Here is a 26,127-nt window from a genome sequence, read left to right as displayed (position 1 = left end):
TAGAAAATTCACCCTCTATACATATCTACAAACCAGCCGGGAGGATTCTGATGAAGTTTCAGCCTTATATCAATAAAATTCGTTCGATATTGAGTTATAAAGTTTTTACGCTTCTCATTTTTGTTTTATTGGGTTTACTGCTTTACGGAGTTCTTTACGGCAACGTCAAACCGGAAAAGTATGACGTGAATGTATTTGAAACCGCCGATGTAACAATCAGGTCGCCTAAGACGATTACGGATGATGTATTGACACAGAAGAAGCGGGATGAAGCAGCTGAAGAAGTGCCCAACCAATACACCCGGCAGCCGGATGTTGTTGAAAACCGGGTCTCTCTCATCAATTCAATTTTCGAAGTTATAAAAGAGATCGGGAAAGAACAAACTCCAGCAGCAGAAGGGCAGCCGGGGGATGAAGAGGGAGAGGGAATTGAACCTGAGGCCGAGCTGACAACCGATGAAAAGCTGGCATTGCTGAAAACGCAGCTTACGAAAAATGTCAATGTCAGAGACAGTATAACCCAAAGCATCCCGGACAGCGTATTTAGAACTCTGCTTACCTTAAATGATGATGAGCTCAATCGGGTCAACACGGTGGTTGTTTCCCAGATTGAATCCACAATGAGTGATAAAATATATGAAGAGGACCTTTATTCGGTAAACGAAAAGCTGGATACAAGGTTAAGAGCATTGAACCTTCCATCACCAATGATTGAAGCGGCATTATCTTTAAGCAGGTTTGCCATTATTCCTACTGAAATATTTGATAAGAATTTAACTGAGCAGAAAAAGCAGGAAGCAATGGAAGAAGTGAATCGTGAAGAAATCATTGAAGGGGAAGTCATTGTTCAGCAAGGACAAATGATTACCCATGAGGACTATAGGCAGCTGGAATTATTAGGGCTTCTTTCCAGCGAAACACCTAAAAAACCTTTTATCGGCCTGGGGATATTTGTTGTTCTCGCGATTGGAGCGATCTACTATCACTTTCATAACTGGGATCTTCCTGAAGAAAGAAAACAAAACCGTCTCATTCTGTTAAGCCTAATATTCGTTATCAGTCTCATCTTGATGAAGATCACTGCCTTAATGAAAGAACTTGATTTAGACAGAGTAGGGTTCTTGTTCCCTGCCGCCATGGCAGGAATGCTGATCAGAATCATGCTGAATGAAAGAATTGCCATGCTTATGGTCATGATCCTTGCAGCCTGCGGGAGCATTGTGTTCCATTATGAAATAACAGGTGCAATTGATATAGAAATGGCCATTTATATTATGTTCAGCGGGCTTGCGGGTGTCCTATTCTTATCGAGCCGGAAAAACAGGGCAAATATCCTTCAGGCCGGATTATTTGTTTCGCTGGTGAATGTATTGATCATCCTATTCCTGCTATTCCTGCGTGGAGTAAGCTATTCAAATATGGAATACACTTATTTTATCGTTTACGGGTTTGTGTCAGGAATAGGTGCGGCAGTATTGACTATAGGATTCCTGCCGTTTTTTGAAGCAGGATTTGGGATTTTGACAGCGATGAAGCTCGTCGAACTCTCCAATCCCAATCACCCGCTTTTAAAGAAACTGCTTACGGAGGCTCCGGGGACCTATCATCATAGTGTGATGGTGGCTAACCTGGCGGAAACAGCCTGTGAATCCATCGGTGCAAATGGATTGCTTGCCAGAGTGGGCTGCTATTATCATGATGTTGGGAAAACAGTCCGTCCCCGTTATTTTATTGAGAATCAGATGAATGCCGGTAACCCGCACGATCATTTATCGCCTGAACGAAGCAGGGATATTATTATCAGCCATGCAACTGACGGAGCAGAGATGTTGAGGAAGTATAAGCTTCCTAAGGAGTTCATTGATATTGCCGAACAGCATCATGGGACGACTCTTCTCAAATATTTTTATTATAAGGCTTTGAAAGAAAATGAAGATTTGGATGAGGACTCATTCAGATATCCCGGACCAAAACCTCAGACCAAGGAGGCAGCTGTCATTAACATCGCAGATAGTGTAGAGGCGGCAGTAAGGTCCATGAAAAATCCGACCACGGAAGAAATTAAAAAGCTTGTGGATAATATTGTAAAAGACAGGCTCCAGGATGGACAGTTCAACGAATGTGATATAACACTTAAAGAATTGGATATAGTAAAGAAAACGTTTTGTGAATCATTAAATGGAATATTTCACTCCCGGATCGAATATCCGGAAGCGAAGGGAAAGGAGCTAGCACATGAATCTTGAAATTGATTTTTTGGATGAAACGAAAAAGCTCTCTGAATCAGACAGAGAGCTGGTTCAAAGCCTCCTCGATTACGCAGCGGGGCAGGAAAAGGTTGAGCCGGCAAGCGAATTGACCCTTTCATTTGTTACGAATGAGCGGATACAGGAAATCAATAAAGAATACCGAGACAAGGACCAGCCGACGGATGTGATTTCTTTTGCGCTTGAAGAACTTGGTGAAGATGAAACCAAAGTTGTCGGAGAGGGAATCCCGCGTATCTTGGGGGACATCATCATCTCTGTCGAGAAAGCGAAAGAGCAGGCTGATGAATATGGTCATTCTTTTTCACGGGAGCTTGGTTTCCTTGCCTTGCACGGCTTCTTGCATCTCCTCGGGTATGACCACATGAATGAGGAAGATGAAAAGCGGATGTTTGGCAGACAAAAGGAAATCCTTGATGGATATGGACTACAAAGATAATCTCTCCACGGGGAAGAAATTTCTTCGTTCCTTTAAATTCGCCATTAAGGGCATTAAGCTTGTTTTTCTAAAAGAATTTAACTTCCTGGTACACTTTATCACTGCCCTTGCTGCAGTAGCGGCAGGATTTATTTTTTCCATTTCAAAAGTGGAATGGCTTGTCATCATCCTTCTCATTGCGGGAATGTTCGCCTTGGAAATGATGAATACAGCGGTCGAGAGAGCGGTGGACCTGGTGACCGAAGACTATCACCCCCTTGCAGGACAGGCAAAAGATATAGCGGCAGGAGCGGTATTATGCTATGCTGTTGGAGCCGTTATCATCGGCCTTATTATTTTCCTGCCGAAATTGTGGATCGTTTTTACATGAGAATGACTTGTTGTAAAGATTGCAGGGATTCCCTGCAATCTTTTTTATGTGTCGTTTGTTTCAGGTGATTTTTTGGTGGAAATTTGAATTCTAAACGAATGTTGGATAAAATGGTTTCACACCCATGGTATCGGTTGTCCATTTGTGAGAATTATCTAACTATTTTTTAACAATACGGTAACAGCCCATTTTTTTTCACGTAAGATGTAGTAAAATAGAAAGTGGGTAATCAAAGGAGATCTAATATGAAAAATGAACAATTAATCGCAGAAGCTAAAATAGCAAGAGATAGAGCATATGTACCTTACTCTAAATTCGGGGTTGGCGCAGCGCTGCTGACAGAAGACGGAAAAGTCTATCATGGCTGCAACATTGAAAACGCAGCATACAGTATGTGCAATTGTGCTGAAAGAACTGCATTGTTTAAAGCTTATTCTGAAGGAGACAAAAAGTACAAAAAACTGGCAGTGGTTGCGGATACCGATCGTCCCGTTCCTCCTTGCGGTGCATGCAGACAAGTGATCTCAGAACTTTGTCCCCCTGATATGAAAGTGGTTTTGAGTAATTTAAAAGGGGATATACAAGAGTTAACAGTTGCAGAAATTTTGCCAGGAGCATTTTCACCGGAGGATTTAAATGAGTAATAACGAACAACAAGTGTACAAATCAGGATTTATATCAATCATCGGAAGACCTAATGTAGGGAAATCCACTTTTCTGAATCGCGTCATCGGGCAAAAGATTGCGATCATGAGTGATAAGCCTCAGACGACCCGTAATAAAGTCCAGGGGGTTTATACAACAAATGATTCTCAAATGATCTTCATCGACACACCGGGGATCCATAAGCCTAAGCACAAGCTTGGGGATTTCATGATGAAGATTGCGCAGAACACACTCAGGGAAGTAGACATTATTTTGTTTATGATCAACGCGGAAGAAGGATACGGCCGAGGGGACGAATTCATCATTGAAAAGCTTAAAGGCGTCAAGACACCTGTATTCTTGGTTCTCAACAAAATTGACCAGCTTCATCCCGATGAAATACTGCCGCTGATAGAACAATATAACGCTCTATATGATTTTGCAGCAGTTGTGCCAATATCCGCGCTGGAAGGAAATAATGTTGAGAATTTGATTTCAGAGATCAGGAAAGAGCTGCCGGAAGGTCCGCAATATTACCCGGCGGACCAGATCACCGATCATCCTGAGAGGTTTATTGTTTCCGAACTGATTCGTGAAAAGGCATTGCATTTGACCAGGGAAGAAATTCCTCATTCACTTGCTGTTGTCATTGAGAAAATTTCAACAAGAGGAAATGGTAATGTCATTGATGTCATGGCTACGATTGTTGTTGAAAGGGATTCCCAGAAAGGGATCATTATCGGCAAGCAAGGTGGAATGCTTAAAGAAATCGGGAAGCGTGCAAGGGTAGATATCGAAAATCTTCTGGGTTCCAAAGTATACCTGGAGCTGTGGGTGAAGGTTCAGAAGGATTGGCGGAATAAGTTATCCAACCTGCGTGATTTTGGATTCAATGATGATTATTGATTGTAAAATACTGTAACTTTTACAATATTTACGTCTCATGTTTTTTTATTAAAAGGTCAATCTAATAACACAAAGGAAACAGCTAGTTTAAAACATGAAAGGCGGGGTTTTTATGTTGGACTTTACCTGGAAGGTGTTTTCACAAACAGGTAGTATAGACACATATTTACTTTTCAAAGAACTTGAGTCATCTGATGACGAAGGAATCCTGGATTATGATGAAGAACTAGCGGAGTTAGACCATCCTATCTCTTAAGTCCGTAGTGCATAGCTAGGCACTCAGGCACTTTTTGTCCTATATTGAGTTAATATATGATTGATCACCTGGGCTATCACCCGATCTATCTTAATCCCTCGGGAGGTGGCTGTATGCTGCAAAAATGTGAAGGAATTGTCATCAGGACAAATAACTATGGTGAATCGAATAAAATTGTAACTATTTATTCAAGAGAGAATGGGAAAGTGGGGGTAATGGCAAGAGGAGCTAAAAAAACCAACAGCCGTTTGTCTTCGGTTTCCCAACTCTTTACATACGGATACTTTCTTTTCCAAAAGAGCAGCGGGTTGGGAACACTGCAGCAGGCAGAGACCATTCAATCCATGAGAAGCATAAGGGAGGATCTGTTCAAAACAGCCTACGCTACTTATGTCGTGGATCTCATTGATAAAGGGACCGAGGACCGGAAACCGAACCCTTTCTTGTTCGAGATGCTCTTTCAAACACTGAATTATATTAATGAAGAATATGATCCTGATATCATTACACATATTTTTGAGATGAAAATGCTCCCTGTTTTAGGGTTGCACCCTTCATTGGATAAGTGCGCTGTTTGTGGTGAAACCGAAGGGGAATTTTCCTTTTCCTTTAAGGAAAACGGCATCATATGTCATCGCTGCCTTCAAAATGACCCTTACCATTATAAGGTTTCGCCTCAGGCGATCAAGCTTTTAAGATTGTTTTATCATTTCGATATGAACCGCTTAGGGAAAATATCCGTGAAAGATTCTACAAAAGAAGAATTGAAAAAAATCATCAGGACTTATTATGATGAATATTCCGGTCTTTATTTAAAATCCAGAAAGTTTTTGGACCAGATCGATAGAATGAAGGATTTAATGTAGGAAAGCTGACAGGTATTTTAACTGTCAGCTTTTTTGCTCTTTTCATAAAGTTTGCTGCTATGTGGATGAGTTCGTTGATTTCCGCTCCAGGTGCGCGACTCCGCGGGGCGGGCGTTGAGCCTCCTCGACTCCGCCTGCGGGGTCTCATCTGTCCCGCTAGTCCCGCAGGAGATCGCACACCTTCCGCTCCAATCAACCTTGCGTAAAAGCTTCGAATAAATACTGTCAAAGTAACCAACTTTTTGAATGCAAACTCAACGGGCCAGTATCATTAAGGAAATAGGGTCTCAACGGCCCGGTAACTCCCTAAACAGGCCAGTATCTCCTGGAAATTCGGTTCTCAATGGCCCGATAACTCCCTAAATGGGCCAACATCACTGGGAAATTCGGATCTCAACGGCCCGGTAACTCCCTAAACGGGCCAGTATCTCCTGGAAATTCGGATCTCAATGGCCCGATAACTCCCTCAACGGGCCAGTATCATTAAGGAAATAGGGTCTCAACGGCCCGATAACTCCCTAAATGGGCCAGCATCACTGGGAAATTCGGATCTCGATGGTCCGATAATTCTCTAAACGGGCCAACATCCTCCGGAAATCCGAATCTCACCGGCCCGAAAACGCTCGATATCATTTCCTTCCCCGGGAAAGTATGACAAATAAAAAAGCTTGCTGGCGCACACCAGCAAGCTTCAATTTGAATTTTAACGATTGTTAGAAATTGATCTTTTCCTCAAGGAATCCTTTTACTTCGCTGATCGGCATGCGGACCTGGTCCATGGAGTCACGGTCACGTACCGTTACCTGACCATCTTCCACAGAATCAAAATCAAATGTGATACAGAATGGTGTACCGATTTCATCCTGGCGTCTGTAGCGCTTACCGATGGATGCTGTTTCATCGAAATCAACCATCAAGTCCTTAGACAGTTCTTCATATACTTTGAAGGCATCATCTGATAGCTTCTTGGAAAGAGGAAGAACTGCAGCTTTGAATGGCGCAATAGCAGGATGGAAACGAAGAACAGTCCTTGTTTCTTTCTCAAGTTCTTCTTCCTCATATGCATCACAAAGGTAAGCAAGTGTTACACGGTCTGCTCCAAGTGATGGCTCGATACAGTAAGGCACATATTTCTCATTTGTTTGGGGATCCATGTAATGGAAGTCTTCATTGGAATGTTCCATATGGCGTTTAAGGTCAAAATCAGTACGGTCAGAGATACCCCATAGCTCGCCCCAGCCGAATGGGAATTTGTATTCAATATCCGTTGTCGCATTACTGTAATGAGATAACTCATCATCATCGTGGTCGCGAAGCCTCATGTTGTCTTCTTTCATGCCCAAGGATAACAGCCAGTTTTTACAGAATTCTCTCCAATAGGAATGCCATTCAAGGTCTTCGCCGGGCTTGCAGAAGAATTCAAGCTCCATCTGTTCAAATTCCCTGGTGCGGAAAGTGAAGTTACCAGGAGTGATTTCATTACGGAAACTCTTTCCGATTTGTCCGATTCCGAACGGAACTTTTTTACGCATGGAACGCTGGACATTTTTAAAGTTAACGAAAATTCCTTGTGCTGTTTCAGGACGAAGGAAAATTTCATTTGTGGATGACTCGGTTACTCCTTGATGTGTTTTGAACATCAGGTTGAACTGGCGGATTTCCGTGAAGTCACGGCTGCCGCAGTCCGGGCAGGCAATTTCATATTCATTGATGATTTCAGCCATTCTTTCAAACGGGAGGCCATCGACGATCATTTCAACGCCTTTCTCTTCAAGAGCATTTTCAATGATTTTATCTGCTCGATGACGGGTCTTGCAATTTTTACAGTCGATCATCGGATCATTGAAATTTCCTACGTGTCCTGATGCTACCCATGTCTGGGGGTTCATCAGGATGGAAGCATCAAGCCCCACATTATAAGGGGATTCCTGTATGAATTTTTTCCACCATGCCTTTTTGATGTTATTTTTCAGTTCGACACCAAGGGGACCGTAATCCCATGTGTTTGCAAGGCCTCCATATATTTCAGACCCAGGGAACACGAATCCTCTGTGTTTTGCTAAGTTAACGATTTCTTCCATGGACATTGTCAACAACTCCTTAAATTTTTGAAAAAGTGAAATAAAAAAAGCTCGTCGCTAGGCATTATGCCTAGGGACGAGCTTTGCCCGCGGTTCCACCCTAGTTGATATACGTTTGGGTATATCCACTTTCGTTTCAGATGCTCAGGAATGCCGTTTCCTTGTCTTCCGGGCTTTCACCACCCCCGGATCGCTAATTATACAAGTACTTATCTTTCCATCAACGCATATAACATTATTGATTTTTGATTTTCAAAGAAGAGCTCTTTGAAAGATGGAATAATTTTATCACTTTCTATAAGAATATACAACATATGATCCACAATACAAAATAATTGCAGTCTTCCAGTTAAAAAGCTAACCTAATGAAAGAGGGCTGTATCCTCCTTAGTGATGATAAAATAGGCTTTTTCAAAAAGTCTTTCTTTTCTTTTTTCTTTAATAGTATATAATATTTAGTATAAAGTATAACACTTATTTTATACATTGTCCGTTAGGTGGTGAGCGAGATGGAACTAAATAACCGGCAGGAGCATATTCTGCAAATTGTAAAAGATAATGGACCGATAACAGGAGAGCAGATTGCTGAGAGGCTGAACCTGACCCGAGCCACATTGCGGCCCGATTTGGCCATATTGACGATGGCGGGCTATTTGGATGCAAGGCCGCGTGTAGGATATTTTTATTCAGGGAAGACCGGTACACAACTTTTAACAGAAAACCTTAAAAAAATACTTGTAAGAAATTATCAATCCATTCCTGTAGTTGTGAATGAGAATGTTTCAGTATATGATGCAATAGTGACAATGTTTCTTGAAGATGTAGGCACCTTATTCGTAATAGATGAAAACACCCATCTGGTGGGTGTTCTCTCAAGGAAGGACCTGCTCCGTGCAAGCATAGGCAAACAAGAGTTATCTTCCATACCGGTGAATATCATTATGACCAGGATGCCTAACATCACAACTTGTGAAAAAGATGATTTGTTGATTGATGTAGCTAAGAGCCTGATCGAAAAACAGATTGACGCTGTCCCGGTGGTGAATGTTACGGAAAACGGAGACCTCGAAGTAACCGGGAGGATCACAAAGACAAACATAACTAAAGCATTTGTTGCTTTAGCGGAAGACATTTAACTTGTAATTTTGACTGGGTGGTGATGATTTTGAAAGAACCATACATTTATGTTGTATCCGATTCAGTAGGGGAGACAGCTGAACTTGTTACAAAGGCAGCGATCAGCCAGTTTGACGGTTCCAATACCGTAATCAAGCGGTTCCCATACGTAGAAGATTTTTCTCATCTTGATGAAGTTCTTTCATTGGCAAAATTGAATAATGGATTAATTGTCTATACTCTGGTTAAGCCTGAGATGAGACAATACCTCAAGGAGCATGCTGAAAAGGATCAGTTATATGCTTTTGACATCATGGGGCCAATAATGGATACCTATCAGGAAAAGTATGATAAAACACCTTTAAATGAGCCTGGGGTTGTCCACAAGCTGGATGCCGATTATTTCAAAAAGGTTGAGGCCATTGAATTTGCTGTAAAGTATGACGATGGAAGAGATCCAAGGGGTCTTTTAAGAGCGGACATTGTTCTGATCGGTGTTTCCCGGACATCCAAAACACCGTTGTCTCAATATTTGGCACTGAAAAGATTGAAAGTGGCCAATGTGCCGTTGGTACCGGAAGTAGACCCTCCCGAAGAACTTTTCAAAGTTTCTCCTTCAAAGTGCTTTGGATTAAAAGCTGCACCGGAAAAACTGAACAGTATCAGAAGGGAAAGGCTTAAATCCCTTGGATTGAACGACCAGGCAAGCTATGCAAATCTGGATCGTATACAGCAGGAAATTGAATACTTTGAAAAAATTGTTGATAAAATCGGCTGCAGTGTAGTGGATGTTACCAATAAAGCGGTTGAAGAAACAGCAAATATTATCATGCACGAAATTCATAAATCAAACTAAGGATGGCATTCAAGGATGTCATCTTTTTTTCGCTTCTTCTAAAAATATAAGATGTCATTTGAAATGTACGTCAATAAAATATCAACGCGAAAATAATGTGTTTCAATCAGGAATACGCAAGGCTTAGAAAAAATATATTGTAAACGGGGTTTTTAGTGGTCAAACAGAAGAAGATATACTATAATAAAAAATTGTGATAAAAATATATTCAAAAATAGGTTTAGACTGATGTATAAACGAATAAACTAATTATTGGGTTATGTCAAGTCACTGGCGAAGAAAAAAATCGACAAAATGTTATCTTTAAGATGGACAATGTGAAAGTTGTCATATGAAGAAGGATATTTTGGGGTGATGTAGAATAGATAACAGTAACAACAAAGACGCTGTAGTCTTTGTGGATGCGGACGCATGTCCTGTAAAAGAAGAAATCACGGACATTTCAAGTGCGTTTGGAATAAAAGTCATCTTCATTGCATCAAATGCCCACAGAAAGAGCAATCCTGATGGGGGTGAATGGGTGTATGTGGATTCATCCAAAGAGGCAGCGGACCTTTATATCATGAACCATATAAAAAAAGGGGATTTGGTCGTCACTCAGGATATTGGGCTGGCGAGCGTCGTATTGCCGAAAGGCGTTTATGCGATTTCTCCGAGGGGAAAAGAGTTTAGAGAAGAAACCATCTCTACGGCTTTGGATTTCCGGTATCTGTCCGCTAAAGAAAGACGGAAAGGAAAATTTGGAAAGGGACCAAAGCCATACTCATCAGAGGATAGAGAGAGGTTTATATCTACATTTAATAAAATATTGTCGAATTTTGCAGGAGATCATTAGGATTTATCGAATGCATTATTGAGAGTAAATAAATGATTCAGGTGATGTATTTGTGACAGGGAGAATTCCTGAAGAAAAGGTTAATGAAATTCGTCAGTCAATTGATATAGTGGACGTCATTAGTGAGTATGTACAACTGAAGAAACAGGGAAGGAACTACTTTGGTCTTTGTCCATTCCATGGAGAAAGCACCCCATCTTTTTCTGTTTCACCTGATAAACAGATTTTTCACTGTTTTGGCTGCGGTGCTGGCGGAAATGCCTATACCTTCCTTATGGATATAGATGGTATATCGTTTCAGGAAGCCGTTGTGAAGCTTGCCGAGAAAACCGGCCAGGAACTTTCGGTTGATGTAAGCCCGGCTGAAACAACAGCCAGCAGAGATGAAGAAAAAATGATAGAAGCTCATGAGCTGTTAAGTAAATTCTATCATCATTTGCTCGTAAATACAAAAGAGGGTCAGGAAGCATTGGAATACCTTCTCCAAAGAGGCTTTACCCGTGAGAGTATCGATAAATTCCGAATCGGCTGGAGCCTTCCAAGCTGGGAATTCACCGTTAACTTCTTAACAAAACGGGGATTTGAACCCAATTTGATGGAGCAAGCAGGACTTCTTGTAAAGAAAGAAAGCGAAGAACAATATTTCGATCGGTTCAGGGGAAGGGTTATGTTTCCGATCCATGATCATCGCGGAAAAACCATCGCATTTTCCGGAAGGGCCATGGGCGGGGAAGAGCCTAAATATTTGAACAGCCCTGAAACCATTATTTTCAACAAGAGTTCCGTCCTCTATAATTTTCAAAATGCCCGTCCGGTAATCAGAAGGAAGAGCCAGGCAGTTCTGTTTGAAGGCTTCGCGGATGTCATCTCAGCTGACAGGGCAGGGGTTGAAAACGGAATTGCTTCAATGGGAACATCCCTGACTCCGAAGCACATGCAAATGCTGAAACGGGTGGCAGAATCCATTGTCATTTGCTATGACGGTGATAAAGCAGGGTTGGAAGCAGCTTTCCGGGCTGCCAAAATGCTCAATGAAGAACAATTTAATATAAGAGTTGCAATGATACCTGAAAAACTTGATCCTGATGACTACATCAAAAAGTATAGCGCTGAAAAATTCCAAAATGATGTAATAGGGGCAAGCTTGACCTTTATGGCATTCAAACTAATTTATTTTCGTCAAGGAAAAAATTTGAATGATGAAGGAGATAGGCTTCAGTATATAGAAGAAGTATTAAGGGAAATCAGTTCGCTGCAGAACCACATCGAACGTGACTACTATCTGCGCCAGCTGGCTGATGAATTCTCATTGTCGCTGCAGGCCCTTCAGCAGCAGCAGAAACAAATATATTTCTCGAAAAAGAAATCGGATAAAAGGGAACAAAGAAAGCCCGATTTTATTCAACCTGTACAGCCAAAAGCTGAAAATAAACTGTTTCCTGCATATCATACGGCTGAAAGAAGACTCATTGCCCATATGATGAAAAATCCTGATATCTGTTTTAAGGTGCAGGACCTGCTGGGCGGAAACTCGTTTAACCTTGATGAACACCAGGCAATCATTACGTATTTATTTGGTTATTATGAAGAGGGGAATGAGGCTGACTCCAGCGGATTTATTCAATTCCTGCCAGACAGCAGGCTCAGGAGGGTTGTATCTGAAATAGGAATGATGTCGGTTTCAGATGAATGCAGTGAACAGGAATTAATTGATTACGTAAATCAGGTGTTAAAACATCAAAAGATGTTGACAATAAAAGAAAAACAATCAGCCCAAAAAGAAGCGGAAAGACAAAAAGATTATAACAAAGCTGCTTTGATTGCTATGGAAATCGTGCAGCTGAGAAAATCGTTATAAAGCGGAATCAATTGCAAGGAAGTTGGAAGGAGGGGAACAAATGGCTGAAAAGTCAGCACGTTCCAAAGAGGTAGAGTCAGAAGTTACAGTAGACCAGGTGAAAGAACAGTTAATGGAGCTCGGAAAAAAACGAGGAGTATTAACATATGAAGACATTGCGGAAAAATTAGCAAATTTCGAATTAGAATCAGACACGATGGATGAATTTTATGAACAGCTTGGTGAACAAGGTGTGGAGATCATCAACGAAAATGAAGAGGACGATGATCCGAATATCCAGCAGTTGAATAAAGCTGATGATGAAGAATTTGATTTGAACGACCTGAGTGTTCCTCCGGGAGTTAAAATCAATGATCCGGTTCGTATGTACTTGAAGGAAATTGGAAGAGTGGATCTTCTGTCTGCCCAAGAGGAAATTTCTCTCGCTAACCGTATTGAAGAAGGGGATGAAGAGGCGAAGCGCCGTCTTGCTGAAGCCAACCTTCGACTTGTTGTAAGTATTGCCAAGAGATATGTTGGACGTGGAATGCTGTTCCTTGATCTTATACAAGAAGGTAATATGGGTCTCATCAAAGCAGTTGAAAAATTTGATTACCGCAAAGGATTCAAGTTCAGTACCTATGCCACTTGGTGGATCCGACAAGCGATTACGCGTGCCATCGCTGACCAGGCAAGAACCATTCGTATTCCTGTTCATATGGTGGAAACGATTAACAAACTCATCAGAGTTCAGCGTCAGCTCCTTCAAGATTTAGGCCGTGAACCTTCACCTGAAGAAATTGCCGAAGAAATGGATCTTACACCTGAAAAAGTAAGGGAAATCCTTAAAATTGCTCAAGAGCCTGTATCCTTGGAAACACCGATTGGTGAAGAGGATGATTCTCATCTTGGAGACTTCATTGAAGATGCAGAAGCTCAATCTCCTTCTGAACATGCTGCATATGAACTGCTTAAAGAACAGCTGGAGGACGTTCTGGACACATTAACAGACAGAGAAGAGAATGTGCTTAGACTCCGTTTCGGACTTGATGATGGACGTACAAGAACGCTTGAAGAAGTTGGAAAAGTTTTCGGTGTAACAAGAGAACGTATCCGTCAGATCGAAGCGAAAGCGTTGAGAAAACTGCGTCACCCAAGCCGAAGCAAACGCTTGAAGGATTTCTTGGAATAGAATATGCCGGCAGATAGTTTACTTTCCTACTAGGAGAGTAAACTATTTTTTTTATTTATTAAAAAAGGGTTCCGGAGTATCTGCGGCGAAAAATAGAGTACAGGATGTGGTTCTATGGATACTAAATCTCAAAAAACAAACATAATCATTAATGAAATTCATTTCTGGAAACAAAACAAGATGCTTCCTGAACAGTATTGTGATTATCTGCTCGCCCTTTATAACCAAGGTGAGGATCTGGAAGATACAGATGGGAAACCGTCAAGTCTTTGGGGAGCCTATTTTTCATCTGCTCTTTTAATAGCTTTGATTCCGTTTTCATTATTTGTCATTTATTTTACTGAATTGTCATTCGTTTTGCAAACAGCGATTTTGGCGGGTTTTGTCGTCTTATTGATTTTTGCAGGAATTTATTATTCTAAAAAAGAGATGGTTTTGCCGGTTGTTTATATTGCAACAGCCCTTATTCTCCTCATTTATTCGGTGCATCTTTCGGATGCTGTATTGCACGGAGGTAAGCTCACTACATATATAGTCTTGTTTTGTAATTGTTTTCTATGGACGTTGGCAGGTCTCTATCTGAGGTTGATATATTTCACCATTGCAGGGGCAGCTGGATTTTTAATATTGATTGTCTCTATTGTAATATAATATCTTAATTTTAAAAAGTTTTTAAAAGTTGAGAAAATTATGCCAATCCTTTTATAATAAAAGTGTAAGCGCGTACAAAAGGTCTTTAGCTTAAAATGATTTCAAAGACAGCTGTCTGGTTGTGCGTCAATTTAAAATCTGTAAAGGTTACAGATGTTTGCATACTAAGGGGGATGGACATGAATTTTGATTTAACTTCTGAACAAAAGATGATTCAAAAAACAATTCGGGACTTTGCCAGGGAAGAAGTGGCTCCCGGAGCAATTGAAAGAGATCGGACGAAAGAATTCCCGAAAGAAATTTTCAAGAAATTAGCAGACCTTGGAATGATGGGACTGCCTTTTCCTGAAGAATATGGCGGGGCAGGCGGGGATACCGTCAGTTTTGCCATTGTTACAAAGGAGTTGAGCAAAGCCTGTGCCTCAACTGGGATTACCTATTCAGCTCACATTTCTTTGGGTGGAGCTCCTATAAATATGTTTGGTACCGAGGACCAAAAGCATAAATATCTTACACCTATTTGTACTGGTGAATCTTTTGGTGCGTTCGGGCTTACCGAACCTAATGCAGGATCTGATGCAGGGGGGACTCAGACAGCAGCGGTCACTGAAGGAAATGAATATGTTATCAACGGCAATAAGAGCTTTATTACAAACGCCAGCTACGCCAAACATCTCGCGCTGACTGCCATAACTAATAGAAGAGAAGACGGAAGTAAAGAAATCAGTGCAATCATTGTACCGACTGATGCTGAAGGATTTACGGTTGTCGATAACTATGAAAAAATGGGGCTTAATGCATCCAATACAACGGAACTTGTCCTTGAGAATGTAAGGGTACCTGAAGAAAATCTCCTCGGGAAAAAAGGGGAAGGGTTCAAGCAATTCCTCGCCACCCTTGATGGAGGACGTATTGGTATCGGAGCGATGGCACTTGGAATTGCAGAAGCTGCGTTTGAAAGGGCTCTGCAGTATTCCAAGGAAAGAAAACAATTTGGCAAAACATTATCTCAGTTCCAGGTTACCCAATTCAAACTCGCTGATATGGCGATGAAAATTGAATTGGCACAAAACATGATCTATAAAGCGGCTTGGCTTAAGGATCAGGGAAGGCCGTTTGCAAAAGAAGCTTCCATGTGTAAACTGTACGCATCTGAAATCGCGATGGAGGTCGCTGATGAAGCCATCCAGATACATGGTGGCTATGGCTATATGAAGGAGTATGAAGTGGAGCGCTACATGCGTGATGCGAAACTCCTTGAAATCGGGGAAGGAACATCTGAAGTTCAAAGAATGGTCATTTCTCGTTTGATTGGATGTTAATCATCGTTTTGGATTGAAGCCCGGATAGCTGTCCGGGCTTTTTATGTTGGAGATTACCGAGAGATAAAATTCTTCGACTCACCTATAATCGCTTTTGTTTTTGTCTAATTTGCGACAAACGTCGAAAAAGTGGTGGTTAGGACTTTTACTTTCCAGCTTTTTAAAGTAAAATATATATTGTTTATAATAAACACAACCTATACTAACAAACGTTACATAAGGGAGGTTAATCTATGAATCGCAATCCGATCATTCCATTCATTCTAATTATGGTATTTGGAATCGGCCTTGTTTTCTTTATGTCTTTGGAAGGATTGAACAACTCTGAGGAGATGGCAGAAGAACATGGTGAGCAAGGAGCCGAGGGTGAAGCTGAAGGCGGCGGTACTGCTGAAGGCGGAGAATTCGATCCTGAGGCACACTATGAGCAAGCATGTATTTCTTGTCATGGCCAGAACTATGAAGGCGGTGTAGGTCCTGCGCTTACTGGTGTTGGTGACCGCTATTCTAAAGAAGAAATCGTAGATATTCTTCAAAACGGTAAAGGCGGCGCAATGCCAGCTGGCCTGGTTCCACCGGAAAACCAAGATGCTATGGCTGAATGGTTAATGTCATTATAATTCCTTAAAAAAGTTCTTTGCATGTGCAAAGAACTTTTTTTTGTTATGAAACTTGGTTAGAATGAGAAACGTATACCATAAGCTGAAAGAATAAATTGTACATCCCATAACAAATACATATAAAAGGTGAAAATATGAATGCTGAAAAATTATCTAAAAGACTAGAAACAGTTGTATCGTTCATACCAGAGGGCTCCAGAATCGCCGATATCGGCTCCGATCATGCCTATCTTCCATGTTATGCGGTAGATAAAGGAATCGCTGTCTCGGGCATAGCGGGGGAAGTGGCAGAGGGACCATATCAATCCGCTTTAAAACAAGTGAAATATTCACAGCTTGAAGATGTCATTGCTGTCAGGAAAGGGGACGGGCTTGAAGTCATTTCCCCTAACGAAACGGATTGCATCACAATTGCCGGCATGGGAGGCGCCCTTATTGCCAGCATCCTTGAGGAAGGAAAGGGCAAACTGGAAGGTGTCAGCAGACTGATTCTCCAGCCGAATGTAAGTGCTGTTTCGATTAGAAGCTGGCTGCTTGAGAATGGCTGGGAGTTAAAAGCTGAAAAAATCCTGGAAGAAGACAATAAAATTTATGAAATATTGGTGGCGGATAAAGGAGAGCCTGAGGCACCGTATGACAATATGGAAAGTGAATTGCTCCTCGGGCCTTTTCTTCTGAAAGAAAACAGTTCGGTGTTTAAACAGAAATGGGAACAGGAATTAAAGCAATGGAAAAACATAATTGAAAAAATGAAAAAAGCTGAAGACTCTCCGGAATTAAAGCAGAGGAAAGCTCAGATTCAAAAGAAAATCGGCATCGTTGAGGAGGTATTGGATGAAAAGCGTTAACGGACATGAAATCATCTCTTTATTCGAAACCCTGGCTCCTAAAGAACTGGCTGAGGAAGGAGATCCCATTGGGCTGCAGATTGGCCGCTTGAATCAAAAGATTGATAAAGTTATGATCACTCTGGATGTGTTGGAAGAGGTAGTGGATGAAGCTGTAGAAAAAGGTGTAAAACTGATTATTGCCCATCATCCGCCGCTGTTTCGCCCTTTAAAGGCAATCCGGACGGATACAGCTCAAGGCAGGATGATTGAGAAACTCATTAAAAACGATATTTCCGTTTATGCAGCCCACACTAATCTGGATGTTGCTGAAGGCGGAGTGAATGACTTGCTGGCTGAAGCACTTGAACTGAAGGAAACTAAGCTTTTGCTGCCAACCTATAAGGAGAAATTAAAGAAACTTGCCGTGTTTGTTCCTGAAGAAGATGCAGAGCAGGTCAGGACTGCATTAGGAGAAGCAGGTGCCGGCCATATTGGGAACTACAGCCATTGTTCTTTCTCAAGCGAGGGGACGGGAAGATTTTTGCCTGGAGAAGGGACGGATCCCCATATTGGGGAAAAAGGAAAAATGGAATCAGTAGGAGAAGTAAAGGTTGAAACCATTTATCCGGATAAGCTGGAAAGGAAAGTACTTAGAGCTCTCTTTAAGAGCCATCCTTATGAAGAAGTGGCTTATGATATCATCCCTTTGGAAAATGAAGGAGAAACCCTCGGGCTTGGCAGGGTAGGAAAGCTTGATTCCCCTATGTCTCTGAAAGAATTTGCTGCCTATGCAAAAGAGAAGTTGAATGTTGAGAATGTCAGGGTCACAGGCACTTTAACAGACTCCATACAAAAAGTGGCAGTCCTTGGCGGTGATGGAAACAAATTTATCCATAGTGCCAAGTTCAGCGGAGCGGATGTTTTTGTAACGGGAGATTTATATTATCACACTGCCCATGATGCAATGATGCTTGGGTTGAATGTACTGGATGCCGGACATCATATCGAGAAAGTGATGAAAGAAGGGGTATCCCGGTGGATGACTGAAAAGAGCCGGGAAAAGGGAATGGAAGTAGAATTTCTGGTTTCAAACGTGAACACAGATCCTTTTACTTTCTTATAAGAAACAAAAGAAAGAAGGCATTCATGACGAATGCCTTCTTTTTATTCTACAGTTGTCTTTGGTTTTTTCACCTTAGGCAGTATTTTATTTAACGGTACTTTTTTCTCGCGAGTCCATGTCTCTTCGTTTTCTGGATCGAACTGGCTGATAAAGTTCATTACTTCCTTCACAATTGGTGTTGGTGTTGAAGCGCCCGCCGTGACGGCAACCAATTCAGCATCCTTGATCCAGTCGATTTCCAGCTCGGAAATATCCCCGATGCGGTATGCCTTTGTTCCGGCAACTTCTTCTGAAACCTGAGCAAGACGGTTGGAGTTATTACTTTTTGGGTCTCCGACTACTATCAGAACATCCGCTTCACCAGCTTGCTCAGCGACTGCTTCCTGTCTGACTTGAGTCGCCAGGCAGATCTCTTTATGCGCTTCTGAATGAGGATATTTTTCTTTCACTTTTTCCATGACGTCTGCAACGTCCCATTGGCTCATCGTCGTCTGGTTCGTCACAATGATTTTCTCATTTTTGATATCGAGCTTATCAACATCATCCATTGTTTCAACCAAGTGGACGATTCCTGGCGCTACCCCGACAGCCCCTTCAGGTTCAGGGTGGCCTTTTTTACCGATGTAGATGACGTCAAATCCTTCTGCTTCTTTTTCCCTGATCAGGTCATGGGTTCTTGTAACATCGGGGCAAGTAGCATCAAGAGTGACAAGCCCTTTTTCTTTTGCCAGTTTTTTCACTTCAGGAGAAACACCGTGTGCAGTGAAAATAACCGTTCCTTCTTTTACCTGGTCTAAGATATCTTTACGGTTCTTGCCATCCAAGGTGATGATTCCCTCTTCTTCAAATGCATCCGTAACATGTTTGTTATGGACGATCATTCCAAGGATATAAATCGGCCTTGGCAGGGATTTATCTAAGGCGGCGTTGCGGGCAATCACCATTGCATCAACGACACCGTAACAGTAGCCTCTCGGCGTAATTTTTTTAACCTTCATATTTGGAAATCCTCCTGTATATATAGTCGGATGTTTACTTGTACCTACAGGTTCATTATAAAGTAGATTCTTACTGATGACAAAGAATCTTTTCTGCAGACGAATAAAATGATACCAAAGTTCCTTGTGATTTTGCAGTAAAATGTTTGTGATGCGCAAAATAAAAAATGCCCTCGATTGAGAGCGTTGATTAAATATATAATTTCGGCTGTGAACTCCGTTTAGTCTCTGTTTTCTTTGGCTTTACAGCAGCAGAAGATTTACTTTGTTTTTTCTTCGGATTTTTCTTAGCAGACTTGGCTTCAGATTTAACCTCATCATTCACTTCTTCGTCAATCTCATCTTTAGATTCTTCGTCTTGAGATTCAGCAGCACTTAAGCCTCTATACAGCTTCCACATGGCAGGAAGATTCTTCACAAGCGGACCATACTGTTGAACTTGTTGAATCATGGGTCCAACCTGCTGGGCGGTCTTTAACATTTGCTGGGTATTGTTGAGAAAGCCGTTAAGTGATCCAGGGTTCATTATATTCTTTAAAAAAGAGCCTCCGCCGGCTTGTGCGGTCCGTTGGAAACCTGCAGCACCCTGAAGCGGGTTGAATTGACTGGCGGCAGTTTGGGCAGCGTTTCCTCTGTTCAGGAGTTTTGATAAAATCCCTCCGGACCTTTGTTGGCCGGCTCCCCCTGGAAAGTTTCCTTGCATTCCTCTTGGCCTCATCATCCCGAATCCTGAAGGACCGGGCCCTCTCATGCCTCTCATAGGTTGAAAAGGCTGCTGCCCGAAAGAATTTGGATTAAAAGGCATTTGCTGTCTTGGCGGCATAATAGGCCTCCTTTCTGGTTACGCTCATAAGGTCTCTTAATACAATATGCAAATTGGGTAAAAACGTCTAAGAAAAGTGCCTAAATTAATAAATATGTATATCTGCTAGAACTTTTAAAAATTGTTTATTATAATGAAGAGATGGAATTTTGTCTTGGAATAGATTGATTTGTAAAATTATGCAGCTATATTTTGAATTTGCGGGGAAAAACGGTATTGTTATATATGAAAGTCTTATTCTCCAAAGCGGAAAGATTACGAAAAACTGTATGAATAACAAAGCGTGAAGTCAAAGATAATCTCTTCAAATAAATTATGCAATAGTAAGGAGTGATAAAATGGGAAATCAATTTGGACAATATGAATTTCAACCATTTATCAATGATGCGATTGAAAGGCTGGGCTTTTATGAGCCTACCGAGATACAAAAGAAAATGATCCCTTTGATCAACAGAGGGGAAAGTGCAATCGGGCAATCACAAACAGGAACAGGAAAGACACATTCCTATCTGCTGCCTATCCTGAACAAGATAGACAGGAATTCTCAAGAGGTGCAAGCGGTCATCACTGCGCCGACAAGGGAACTTGCTCAACAGATTTATCAGGAGATATTGAAAATTACTGACGACGAGGAAATCACCTCCCGCTGTTATATTGGCGGAACAGACAAGCAGCGTATGATTGATAAGCTGAAGACACAACCTCAAATTGTCGTAGGGACACCTGGCAGAATTAATGATCTTGTAAAAGAAGGGGCGCTGCTTGTCCATAAAGCAGATATACTTGTAGTGGATGAAGCTGACCTGATGCTGGATATGGGCTTCATTTATGATGTGGATCAAATTGCAGGAAGAATGCCTGAGAAACTTCAGATTCTGGTTTTCTCAGCAACCATTCCTGAAAAGCTGAAACCTTTCTTGAAAAAATACATGGAGAATCCTCAATATGCCCATGTAGAACCTGAACATATTTCGGCAAAGAATATAAAACATATCTTGCTGCCAAGGAAAAGCAGGAATAAGGAGGATCTGCTTCATGATGTTTTATCCTCTCTTAATCCATATCTGGCCATAGTCTTCACAAATACTAAAGTTAAGGCTGATGAAGTGGCAGATTACTTGCTCAGCAAGGGGATGAAAGTCGGAAGAATCCACGGGGACCTGTCTCCCCGGGAAAGAAAGAAAATGATGAAGCAAATCCGCGCGTTGGAGTATCAGTATATTGTTGCTACCGATTTGGCGGCGCGGGGAATTGATATTGAGGGAGTCAGCCACGTTATCAATTATGAGATTCCTGGTGAACTCGATTTCTATATTCACAGAACAGGAAGAACGGCCAGAGCAGGCCATTCAGGCATAGCTGTCACGATTTATGAGCCTTCCGATGAAGATGCACTGAATCACTTGGAAAAGATGGGCATTACATTTGAGAACCAGGATCTTATCCATGGAGAATGGAAAGAACTGGCTGACCGTAACAAACGAAAAAAACGCCAGAAGACGGAAGATGACATCGACCAAAAGGCTAAATCACTTGTCCGTAAGCCAAAAAAGGTCAAGCCTGGATATAAAAAGAAAATGAAATACAAAATGGATCAGATCAAGAAACGTGAAAGAAGAGTAAAAAGACGTAATAATTCTTGATTGAACGAATGCAAGGGAGTTGGATGCACATGGTAAAGTTAGGTTCACATGTTTCAATGAGCGGAAAGAAAATGCTGCTTGGTTCAAGTGAAGAGGCAGCTGCATACGGAGCAAACACCTTTATGATTTATACTGGTGCTCCTCAGAATACAAGAAGAAAGAAAATTGAAGACCTGAACATTGAAAATGGTCTCCTTCATATGAAAGAAAACGGTATTGATGAGATTGTGGTCCATGCACCGTACATCATCAATATCGGTAACACAACGAACCCTTCGACTTTTGAGCTGGGGGTAAACTTCCTGCAGTCTGAAATCGAGAGAACGGCTGCGCTGGGAGCCAAACAGATCGTGCTCCATCCCGGTGCTCATGTGGGAGCCGGGGCAGAAGCAGGTATCAAAAAAATCATTGAAGGGTTAAATGAAGTATTGGTTAAAGACCAGGAGGTTCAGATAGCTCTTGAAACAATGGCTGGGAAAGGTTCTGAATGCGGAAGGTCCTTCGAAGAACTTGCCATGATCATTGAAGGCGTGGAGCACAATGACAGGCTGTCCGTATGTTTTGACACTTGCCATACTCATGATGCAGGCTACGATATTGTCAATGATTTTGATGGAGTTCTTGATGAATTTGACCGCATAGTCGGTATTGACCGTCTGAAGGTCCTTCATATCAATGACAGTAAAAATGAACGCGGGGCTGCGAAAGACAGGCATGCAAACATTGGGTTTGGCCATATCGGCTTTGATGCATTATCCAAGATTGTTCATCACCCTCAACTGGAAGATGTTCCAAAGATACTTGAAACACCATTTGTAGGTGAAGATAAAAAGAATAAGAAAGCACCATATAAATTTGAAATCGCTATGTTAAGGAACAAATCCTGGGACGAAGACCTATTGCCAAAAATCCAGGAAGCAGAATAACAAAACAATGAGGGCTTCTCTTTAAAAGAGAAGCCCCGCTGATTTTAACTTACAAACTTTGTGAATATTTTATTAACCTCTTTGGCTGTGGCCGGGCCTGCAATTTTGGCTATTTCCTTGACCACTTTGCTTCGTTCTGCATCATTAAAGATGTTAATGTTTTTTCCTCGTAAGTAGGCGGCAATTTTTTTGGCTTGCTCTGGACTGATTTTAACACCAAACTGCTTTCCGTAACTCAATAGATCGTCACCGGTTATGTTATTGATTTTATGGTTTACTACATTTTGCAATAGCTTCATCGATCATCACTCCTCATAGGATACATATGAGCAGGACGGGATGAGTGTGACAATAAAATACTTTTGGAGCTTGGTCTTTTTAATGCTCTAGCATAGGGAGGAGAGAAAAATGGCACAACGTATACATAAAAAAGAGAGTGTCTTCCATTTGATCTACCGGTTCTTCTTTATCATTGTAGGGGCAGGGCTGGCGGCAATATCCATTGAGCTCTTTTTGATCCCCAATAATATCATAGATGGGGGAATCATCGGTGTCTCCTTGATACTGGATTATTTGCTGTCAGGCATCCCATTTGTGAATTTTGCCACCCTGCTGGTGGTTCTGAATCTTCCGTTCATGTACTCCGGCTATAAACAGATCGGTAAAACGTTCGTGATATCCTCGTTATTTGGTGTTGTCGCTCTTGCAGTAATAGAGAGCTTCCTGCATCATGTCCAGCCTTTTGTGACAGAGGAGATCCTCGCGACTGTCTTTGGCGGTTTGACCCTTGGCGTGGGGGTAGGACTGGTCATTAGACACGGAGGTTCTTTAGATGGAACAGAAATCCTTGGTATCCTGCTTACAAAGAAACTTCCATTTTCCGTTGGAGAATTTGTCATGTTCATCAATATCTTCATATTTGGCTGGGCGGCATTTGTATTCGGGATCGAAGAAGCAATGTATTCAGTCATGACCTATTATATTGCATTTAAAACGATTGATACGGTCATTCAGGGGATGGATGAAACGAAAGCAGTCATTATAGTCTCCGATTACTACAGCGAAGTCTCTGAAGCCATCCTTGACCGGCTTGGAAGAGGCACCACGATGCTGAAAGGCCGCGGCGGATATACAGATAACGATAAAGAAGTAATCTATGTCGTCGTCACAAGGCTGGAAGTAATGAAGCTGAAGGGAATAGTCGGCGATGTCGACCCCAATGCCTTCATCACCATCATGAGCACACAAGAAACCAAAGGCGCAAGATTCAAATCTGCCATACATTAAAATATTTAAATGGAGGATGAAATCACCAGGATTTCATCCTCCTCTTATTTGGCCTGGCTAAAAGCAATATTTCTCGGTTTACATTAAATTATCCATCCTGTATACTTCTTATAGTAAATCGGAATGATTCTTAAAGAAGGGATTTTTCTCATGGAGAATAACAAATCAGTCATTGACATAAATCATGTAAGCTTTCGTTATGATAAAGAAACAGTCTTAGAGGACATTAACTTGTCGATTCCCAAAGGCGCTTTTCTTGGGATAGTCGGTCCAAACGGCTCAGGTAAATCAACATTGCTCAAATTGATCCTCGGATTATTAAAGGCAAAAGACGGTGAGATTTATCTGTTTGGCCAATCTCAGCCAAAATTTAAGGATTGGGACAGAATCGGATACGTTTCTCAAAAAGCCAACTCATTCAATACCGGGTTTCCAGCAACAGTAAGGGAAGTTGTATCAAGCGGCCTGACGAAAAAGATCGGTCTGTTCAAGATGATTGGGAAGAAACATGCCGATCAAATCAATAAAGCCATCGAGTCGGTCGGTATGTCAGCTTTTTCCAGCCGGAACATCGGTGAACTTTCAGGGGGACAGCAGCAGAGGGTCTTTATTGCAAGGGCGCTTGTAAGTAAACCTGAAGTCCTGATTCTTGATGAACCAACTGTAGGTGTCGACAGCAAAAACGTGCAGGCCTTCTATGAAATGCTTGAGCATCTGAACAAGGATCTGGGCATTACCCTGCTTCTTGTAACGCATGATATTGGGACCATTTCAAACAAGGTTACACATGTAGCCTGCTTAAATAAGCAGCTTCATTTCCATGGAAATACCCAGGAATTTGAGAATCTGAGAGAGAGTGAACTATCGGGTATTTACGGTCATGAGGTCCACTTGCTTCATCATGATCACAGCCATGAGGAGGCGGAAAGATGATTGATGCATTGTTGAATTATGAATTTTTACAGAATGCTTTTCTGACAGGCCTCCTGATTGGCATAATAGCTCCGTTAATTGGTGCTTTTATTGTTGTAAGACGATTATCTCTTATTGCTGATGCCCTGAGCCATGTAACGCTCTCAGGCATTGCAGCGAGTTTGTTCTTAAGTAAAAACATCAGTGCATTGGCAGGATTGAATCCTTTATATTTGGGAATGGCCTTTTCCGTGACGGGTTCTTTATTTATTGAACGGCTGAGAAGCCTTTATAAGCATTATCAAGAGCTTGCCATTCCCATCATTCTATCAGGCGGGATTGGAATCGGTGTGATATTCATCTCTTTGGCTGATGGTTTCAATACAGATCTTTTCAGTTATCTTTTCGGGAGCGTCAGTGCTGTCAGCCGAACGGATTTGTATTTGATACTGGCTGTGGCAGTGGTTGTGATTGCCATCATTATCTTTCTTTATAAAGAATTATTTTTATTATCATTTGATGAAGAGTTTGCCAAGGCATCGGGGATTTCTGCAAAGACAATCCATTTTCTATTCATGGTCATGGTCGCTTTAGTCATAGCAGCATCCATGCGGATTGTCGGCATTCTTTTGGTATCTTCCTTAATGACACTGCCTGTAGCAGCCAGTATCAGGGTAGCCAGGGGATTCAAGCAGACGATTGGATTTTCTCTATTATTCGGTGAATTGGCAGTTATTACCGGATTGATATCCGCATATTATCTTGATTTGGCACCGGGGGGTACAATCGTGCTTTCAGCCATTTTGATTCTGTTATTGACGATTTTATATAAAAAAATCACTTCCTATAAAGCAGTGAAAAAGGACGGGGTGAATTTATGAAATTGAATGAAGCCTTGACGTTGATGAAGGAAAAGGGTTACAAGCATACAGGGAAGCGCGAGCAGATGCTGGAGTTGTTTTCACATTCCGACAGGTATTTAACAGCAAAAGATGTTCTGGAAAACATGAAGGACGATTATCCAGGTTTGAGTTTTGATACAATTTACCGGAATCTTTCCATGTTTGTGGATCTTGAAATCCTGGAAGAAACGGAACTATCCGGGGAAAAACACTTCAGGTTCACATGTTCAAATGACCACCATCATCATCATTTTATTTGTATGGATTGCGGAAAGACAAAAGCCATCCACACTTGTCCCATGGAAGTCCTTCAGGAAAGTTTAAATGGTTACGATATCTCCGGACATAAATTTGAGATTTATGGGAAATGTCCTGAATGCAATTAAATAACGAAAAGCCGGTGACTTAAGTCTGCCGGCTTTTT

At 41.6% G+C, this 26,127-nt stretch carries 27 protein-coding genes; 23 read left to right on the top strand and 4 right to left on the bottom strand.

Going from position 1 to position 26,127, the window contains the following annotated elements; all coding sequences use genetic code 11:
• Positions 1–50: 50 nt before the first annotated feature.
• From ACOJQI_RS16655 to recO, 7 genes are all read left to right on the top strand, one after another.
• Positions 51–2,246, top strand: coding sequence for an HD family phosphohydrolase (locus tag ACOJQI_RS16655; protein WP_421379932.1), 2,196 nt, complete (start codon positions 51–53; stop codon positions 2,244–2,246).
• Positions 2,236–2,706 (top strand): rRNA maturation RNase YbeY, encoded by a 471-nt coding sequence (ybeY, locus tag ACOJQI_RS16650; protein WP_421379930.1) that lies wholly within the window; start codon positions 2,236–2,238, stop codon positions 2,704–2,706. Before ACOJQI_RS16655 ends, ybeY begins: the two co-directional genes overlap by 11 nt.
• A complete protein-coding gene (locus ACOJQI_RS16645; protein WP_421379928.1) occupies positions 2,684–3,076 on the top strand; it encodes a diacylglycerol kinase family protein in 393 nt (130 codons plus the stop codon). Before ybeY ends, ACOJQI_RS16645 begins: the two co-directional genes overlap by 23 nt.
• A gap of 245 nt (positions 3,077–3,321) precedes the next feature.
• A complete protein-coding gene (locus ACOJQI_RS16640) occupies positions 3,322–3,720 on the top strand; it encodes a cytidine deaminase (RefSeq protein WP_421379926.1) in 399 nt (132 codons plus the stop codon).
• The gene (era, locus tag ACOJQI_RS16635) at positions 3,713–4,627 is read left to right on the top strand and encodes a GTPase Era (protein WP_421379924.1); all 915 of its coding nucleotides are present in this window, start codon (positions 3,713–3,715) and stop codon (positions 4,625–4,627) included. Before ACOJQI_RS16640 ends, era begins: the two co-directional genes overlap by 8 nt.
• Before the next feature lie 112 nt (positions 4,628–4,739).
• Entirely contained in the window at positions 4,740–4,883 is a 144-nt protein-coding gene (locus ACOJQI_RS16630; RefSeq protein ID WP_421379922.1) for a YqzL family protein, read from the top strand.
• A gap of 113 nt (positions 4,884–4,996) precedes the next feature.
• On the top strand, positions 4,997–5,749 hold the full coding sequence (gene recO / locus ACOJQI_RS16625; protein WP_421379920.1) for a DNA repair protein RecO: 753 nt from the start codon (positions 4,997–4,999) through the stop codon (positions 5,747–5,749).
• A 713-nt stretch (positions 5,750–6,462) separates the two neighbouring features.
• On the opposite strand, the gene ACOJQI_RS16620 is transcribed toward recO, so the two are convergent.
• Positions 6,463–7,836 (bottom strand): glycine--tRNA ligase, encoded by a 1,374-nt coding sequence (locus ACOJQI_RS16620; RefSeq protein ID WP_421379918.1) that lies wholly within the window; start codon positions 7,834–7,836, stop codon positions 6,463–6,465.
• Between the two features lie 503 nt (positions 7,837–8,339).
• On the opposite strand from ACOJQI_RS16620, the gene ACOJQI_RS16615 reads away from it, so the two are divergent.
• The 10 genes from ACOJQI_RS16615 to ACOJQI_RS16570 all read left to right on the top strand — a co-directional run bounded on the left by ACOJQI_RS16615 (position 8,340) and on the right by ACOJQI_RS16570 (position 18,212).
• Positions 8,340–8,966, top strand: coding sequence for a helix-turn-helix transcriptional regulator (locus tag ACOJQI_RS16615; RefSeq protein ID WP_421379916.1), 627 nt, complete (start codon positions 8,340–8,342; stop codon positions 8,964–8,966).
• 23 nt (positions 8,967–8,989) lie between these two features.
• Positions 8,990–9,802, top strand: a complete 813-nt coding sequence (locus ACOJQI_RS16610) for a pyruvate, water dikinase regulatory protein (protein WP_421379914.1) — start codon at positions 8,990–8,992, stop codon at positions 9,800–9,802.
• A gap of 397 nt (positions 9,803–10,199) precedes the next feature.
• Positions 10,200–10,637 carry a YaiI/YqxD family protein gene (locus ACOJQI_RS16605; RefSeq protein ID WP_421379912.1) on the top strand — a complete coding sequence of 146 codons (438 nt, stop codon included), beginning with the start codon at positions 10,200–10,202 and terminating at the stop codon, positions 10,635–10,637.
• A gap of 52 nt (positions 10,638–10,689) precedes the next feature.
• A complete protein-coding gene (dnaG, locus tag ACOJQI_RS16600) occupies positions 10,690–12,495 on the top strand; it encodes a DNA primase (protein WP_421379910.1) in 1,806 nt (601 codons plus the stop codon).
• A 40-nt stretch (positions 12,496–12,535) separates the two neighbouring features.
• Complete coding sequence (gene rpoD, locus ACOJQI_RS16595; protein ID WP_409251395.1) at positions 12,536–13,666, top strand: RNA polymerase sigma factor RpoD; 1,131 nt, start codon at positions 12,536–12,538, stop codon at positions 13,664–13,666.
• 114 nt (positions 13,667–13,780) lie between these two features.
• Positions 13,781–14,317, top strand: coding sequence for a hypothetical protein (locus ACOJQI_RS16590; RefSeq protein ID WP_421379907.1), 537 nt, complete (start codon positions 13,781–13,783; stop codon positions 14,315–14,317).
• Between the two features lie 179 nt (positions 14,318–14,496).
• Positions 14,497–15,639, top strand: a complete 1,143-nt coding sequence (locus tag ACOJQI_RS16585; RefSeq protein WP_421379905.1) for an acyl-CoA dehydrogenase family protein — start codon at positions 14,497–14,499, stop codon at positions 15,637–15,639.
• Between the two features lie 233 nt (positions 15,640–15,872).
• Positions 15,873–16,259, top strand: coding sequence for a cytochrome c550 (gene cccA, locus ACOJQI_RS16580; RefSeq protein ID WP_421379903.1), 387 nt, complete (start codon positions 15,873–15,875; stop codon positions 16,257–16,259).
• Positions 16,260–16,393: 134 nt separating this feature from the next.
• Positions 16,394–17,107 carry a tRNA (adenine(22)-N(1))-methyltransferase gene (locus ACOJQI_RS16575; protein ID WP_421379901.1) on the top strand — a complete coding sequence of 238 codons (714 nt, stop codon included), beginning with the start codon at positions 16,394–16,396 and terminating at the stop codon, positions 17,105–17,107.
• Positions 17,094–18,212: a Nif3-like dinuclear metal center hexameric protein gene (locus ACOJQI_RS16570; protein WP_421379899.1), complete on the top strand. Its 1,119-nt coding sequence runs from the start codon at positions 17,094–17,096 to the stop codon at positions 18,210–18,212. Before ACOJQI_RS16575 ends, ACOJQI_RS16570 begins: the two co-directional genes overlap by 14 nt.
• A gap of 41 nt (positions 18,213–18,253) precedes the next feature.
• Here ACOJQI_RS16570 and ACOJQI_RS16565 read toward each other — a convergent pair whose 3' ends face one another.
• Positions 18,254–19,210 carry a 4-hydroxy-3-methylbut-2-enyl diphosphate reductase gene (locus ACOJQI_RS16565; protein WP_421379897.1) on the bottom strand — a complete coding sequence of 319 codons (957 nt, stop codon included), beginning with the start codon at positions 19,208–19,210 and terminating at the stop codon, positions 18,254–18,256.
• Positions 19,211–19,400: 190 nt separating this feature from the next.
• Positions 19,401–20,033, bottom strand: a complete 633-nt coding sequence (gene vrrA / locus ACOJQI_RS16560) for a VrrA/YqfQ family protein (protein WP_421379895.1) — start codon at positions 20,031–20,033, stop codon at positions 19,401–19,403.
• A 338-nt stretch (positions 20,034–20,371) separates the two neighbouring features.
• Here vrrA and ACOJQI_RS16555 point away from each other — a divergent pair, with 338 nt between their 5' ends.
• The gene (locus ACOJQI_RS16555) at positions 20,372–21,676 is read left to right on the top strand and encodes a DEAD/DEAH box helicase (protein ID WP_421379892.1); all 1,305 of its coding nucleotides are present in this window, start codon (positions 20,372–20,374) and stop codon (positions 21,674–21,676) included.
• Between the two features lie 29 nt (positions 21,677–21,705).
• Positions 21,706–22,602: a deoxyribonuclease IV gene (locus ACOJQI_RS16550; RefSeq protein ID WP_421379890.1), complete on the top strand. Its 897-nt coding sequence runs from the start codon at positions 21,706–21,708 to the stop codon at positions 22,600–22,602.
• Positions 22,603–22,646: 44 nt separating this feature from the next.
• Here ACOJQI_RS16550 and ACOJQI_RS16545 read toward each other — a convergent pair whose 3' ends face one another.
• Complete coding sequence (locus ACOJQI_RS16545) at positions 22,647–22,901, bottom strand: DUF2624 domain-containing protein (RefSeq protein ID WP_421379888.1); 255 nt, start codon at positions 22,899–22,901, stop codon at positions 22,647–22,649.
• A 109-nt stretch (positions 22,902–23,010) separates the two neighbouring features.
• Between ACOJQI_RS16545 and ACOJQI_RS16540 the strand changes: the two genes are divergently transcribed.
• The 4 genes from ACOJQI_RS16540 (at position 23,011) to ACOJQI_RS16525 (ending at position 26,089) form a co-directional block, all read left to right on the top strand.
• The gene (locus tag ACOJQI_RS16540; protein ID WP_421379886.1) at positions 23,011–23,889 is read left to right on the top strand and encodes a YitT family protein; all 879 of its coding nucleotides are present in this window, start codon (positions 23,011–23,013) and stop codon (positions 23,887–23,889) included.
• A gap of 150 nt (positions 23,890–24,039) precedes the next feature.
• Positions 24,040–24,822 (top strand): metal ABC transporter ATP-binding protein, encoded by a 783-nt coding sequence (locus tag ACOJQI_RS16535; RefSeq protein WP_421379884.1) that lies wholly within the window; start codon positions 24,040–24,042, stop codon positions 24,820–24,822.
• The gene (locus tag ACOJQI_RS16530; protein WP_421379882.1) at positions 24,819–25,682 is read left to right on the top strand and encodes a metal ABC transporter permease; all 864 of its coding nucleotides are present in this window, start codon (positions 24,819–24,821) and stop codon (positions 25,680–25,682) included. Before ACOJQI_RS16535 ends, ACOJQI_RS16530 begins: the two co-directional genes overlap by 4 nt.
• Positions 25,679–26,089, top strand: a complete 411-nt coding sequence (locus ACOJQI_RS16525; protein ID WP_421379880.1) for a Fur family transcriptional regulator — start codon at positions 25,679–25,681, stop codon at positions 26,087–26,089. Before ACOJQI_RS16530 ends, ACOJQI_RS16525 begins: the two co-directional genes overlap by 4 nt.
• Positions 26,090–26,127 lie beyond the last annotated feature (38 nt).

The sequence above is a fragment of the Bacillus salacetis genome, assembly GCF_049177075.1.
GTDB lineage: Bacteria > Bacillota > Bacilli > Bacillales > Bacillaceae_B > Rossellomorea > Rossellomorea salacetis_A.
Note: the sequence above shows the minus strand (reverse complement) of the source record. Positions and strands in the feature narration are given on the sequence as shown.

Excerpts from the sequence above, each read along its gene's own strand:
- ACOJQI_RS16640 (WP_421379926.1), top strand. The coding sequence starts at position 3,322 with ATGAAAAATGAACAATTAATCGCAGAAGCTAAAATAGCAAGAGATAGA.
- ACOJQI_RS16645 (WP_421379928.1), top strand. The coding sequence starts at position 2,684 with ATGGATATGGACTACAAAGATAATCTCTCCACGGGGAAGAAATTTCTT.
- vrrA (WP_421379895.1), bottom strand. The coding sequence starts at position 20,033 with ATGCCGCCAAGACAGCAAATGCCTTTTAATCCAAATTCTTTCGGGCAG.
- ACOJQI_RS16655 (WP_421379932.1), top strand. The coding sequence starts at position 51 with ATGAAGTTTCAGCCTTATATCAATAAAATTCGTTCGATATTGAGTTAT.
- ACOJQI_RS16590 (WP_421379907.1), top strand. The coding sequence starts at position 13,781 with ATGGATACTAAATCTCAAAAAACAAACATAATCATTAATGAAATTCAT.
- ACOJQI_RS16550 (WP_421379890.1), top strand. The coding sequence starts at position 21,706 with ATGGTAAAGTTAGGTTCACATGTTTCAATGAGCGGAAAGAAAATGCTG.
- ACOJQI_RS16545 (WP_421379888.1), bottom strand. The coding sequence starts at position 22,901 with ATGAAGCTATTGCAAAATGTAGTAAACCATAAAATCAATAACATAACC.
- ACOJQI_RS16570 (WP_421379899.1), top strand. The coding sequence starts at position 17,094 with ATGAAAAGCGTTAACGGACATGAAATCATCTCTTTATTCGAAACCCTG.
- ACOJQI_RS16535 (WP_421379884.1), top strand. The coding sequence starts at position 24,040 with ATGGAGAATAACAAATCAGTCATTGACATAAATCATGTAAGCTTTCGT.
- ACOJQI_RS16585 (WP_421379905.1), top strand. The coding sequence starts at position 14,497 with ATGAATTTTGATTTAACTTCTGAACAAAAGATGATTCAAAAAACAATT.
- ACOJQI_RS16615 (WP_421379916.1), top strand. The coding sequence starts at position 8,340 with ATGGAACTAAATAACCGGCAGGAGCATATTCTGCAAATTGTAAAAGAT.
- ACOJQI_RS16525 (WP_421379880.1), top strand. The coding sequence starts at position 25,679 with ATGAAATTGAATGAAGCCTTGACGTTGATGAAGGAAAAGGGTTACAAG.
- era (WP_421379924.1), top strand. The coding sequence starts at position 3,713 with ATGAGTAATAACGAACAACAAGTGTACAAATCAGGATTTATATCAATC.
- ybeY (WP_421379930.1), top strand. The coding sequence starts at position 2,236 with ATGAATCTTGAAATTGATTTTTTGGATGAAACGAAAAAGCTCTCTGAA.
- ACOJQI_RS16530 (WP_421379882.1), top strand. The coding sequence starts at position 24,819 with ATGATTGATGCATTGTTGAATTATGAATTTTTACAGAATGCTTTTCTG.
- ACOJQI_RS16540 (WP_421379886.1), top strand. The coding sequence starts at position 23,011 with ATGGCACAACGTATACATAAAAAAGAGAGTGTCTTCCATTTGATCTAC.
- recO (WP_421379920.1), top strand. The coding sequence starts at position 4,997 with ATGCTGCAAAAATGTGAAGGAATTGTCATCAGGACAAATAACTATGGT.
- ACOJQI_RS16630 (WP_421379922.1), top strand. The coding sequence starts at position 4,740 with ATGTTGGACTTTACCTGGAAGGTGTTTTCACAAACAGGTAGTATAGAC.
- ACOJQI_RS16620 (WP_421379918.1), bottom strand. The coding sequence starts at position 7,836 with ATGTCCATGGAAGAAATCGTTAACTTAGCAAAACACAGAGGATTCGTG.
- rpoD (WP_409251395.1), top strand. The coding sequence starts at position 12,536 with ATGGCTGAAAAGTCAGCACGTTCCAAAGAGGTAGAGTCAGAAGTTACA.
- ACOJQI_RS16575 (WP_421379901.1), top strand. The coding sequence starts at position 16,394 with ATGAATGCTGAAAAATTATCTAAAAGACTAGAAACAGTTGTATCGTTC.
- ACOJQI_RS16565 (WP_421379897.1), bottom strand. The coding sequence starts at position 19,210 with ATGAAGGTTAAAAAAATTACGCCGAGAGGCTACTGTTACGGTGTCGTT.
- ACOJQI_RS16555 (WP_421379892.1), top strand. The coding sequence starts at position 20,372 with ATGGGAAATCAATTTGGACAATATGAATTTCAACCATTTATCAATGAT.
- ACOJQI_RS16610 (WP_421379914.1), top strand. The coding sequence starts at position 8,990 with ATGATTTTGAAAGAACCATACATTTATGTTGTATCCGATTCAGTAGGG.
- cccA (WP_421379903.1), top strand. The coding sequence starts at position 15,873 with ATGAATCGCAATCCGATCATTCCATTCATTCTAATTATGGTATTTGGA.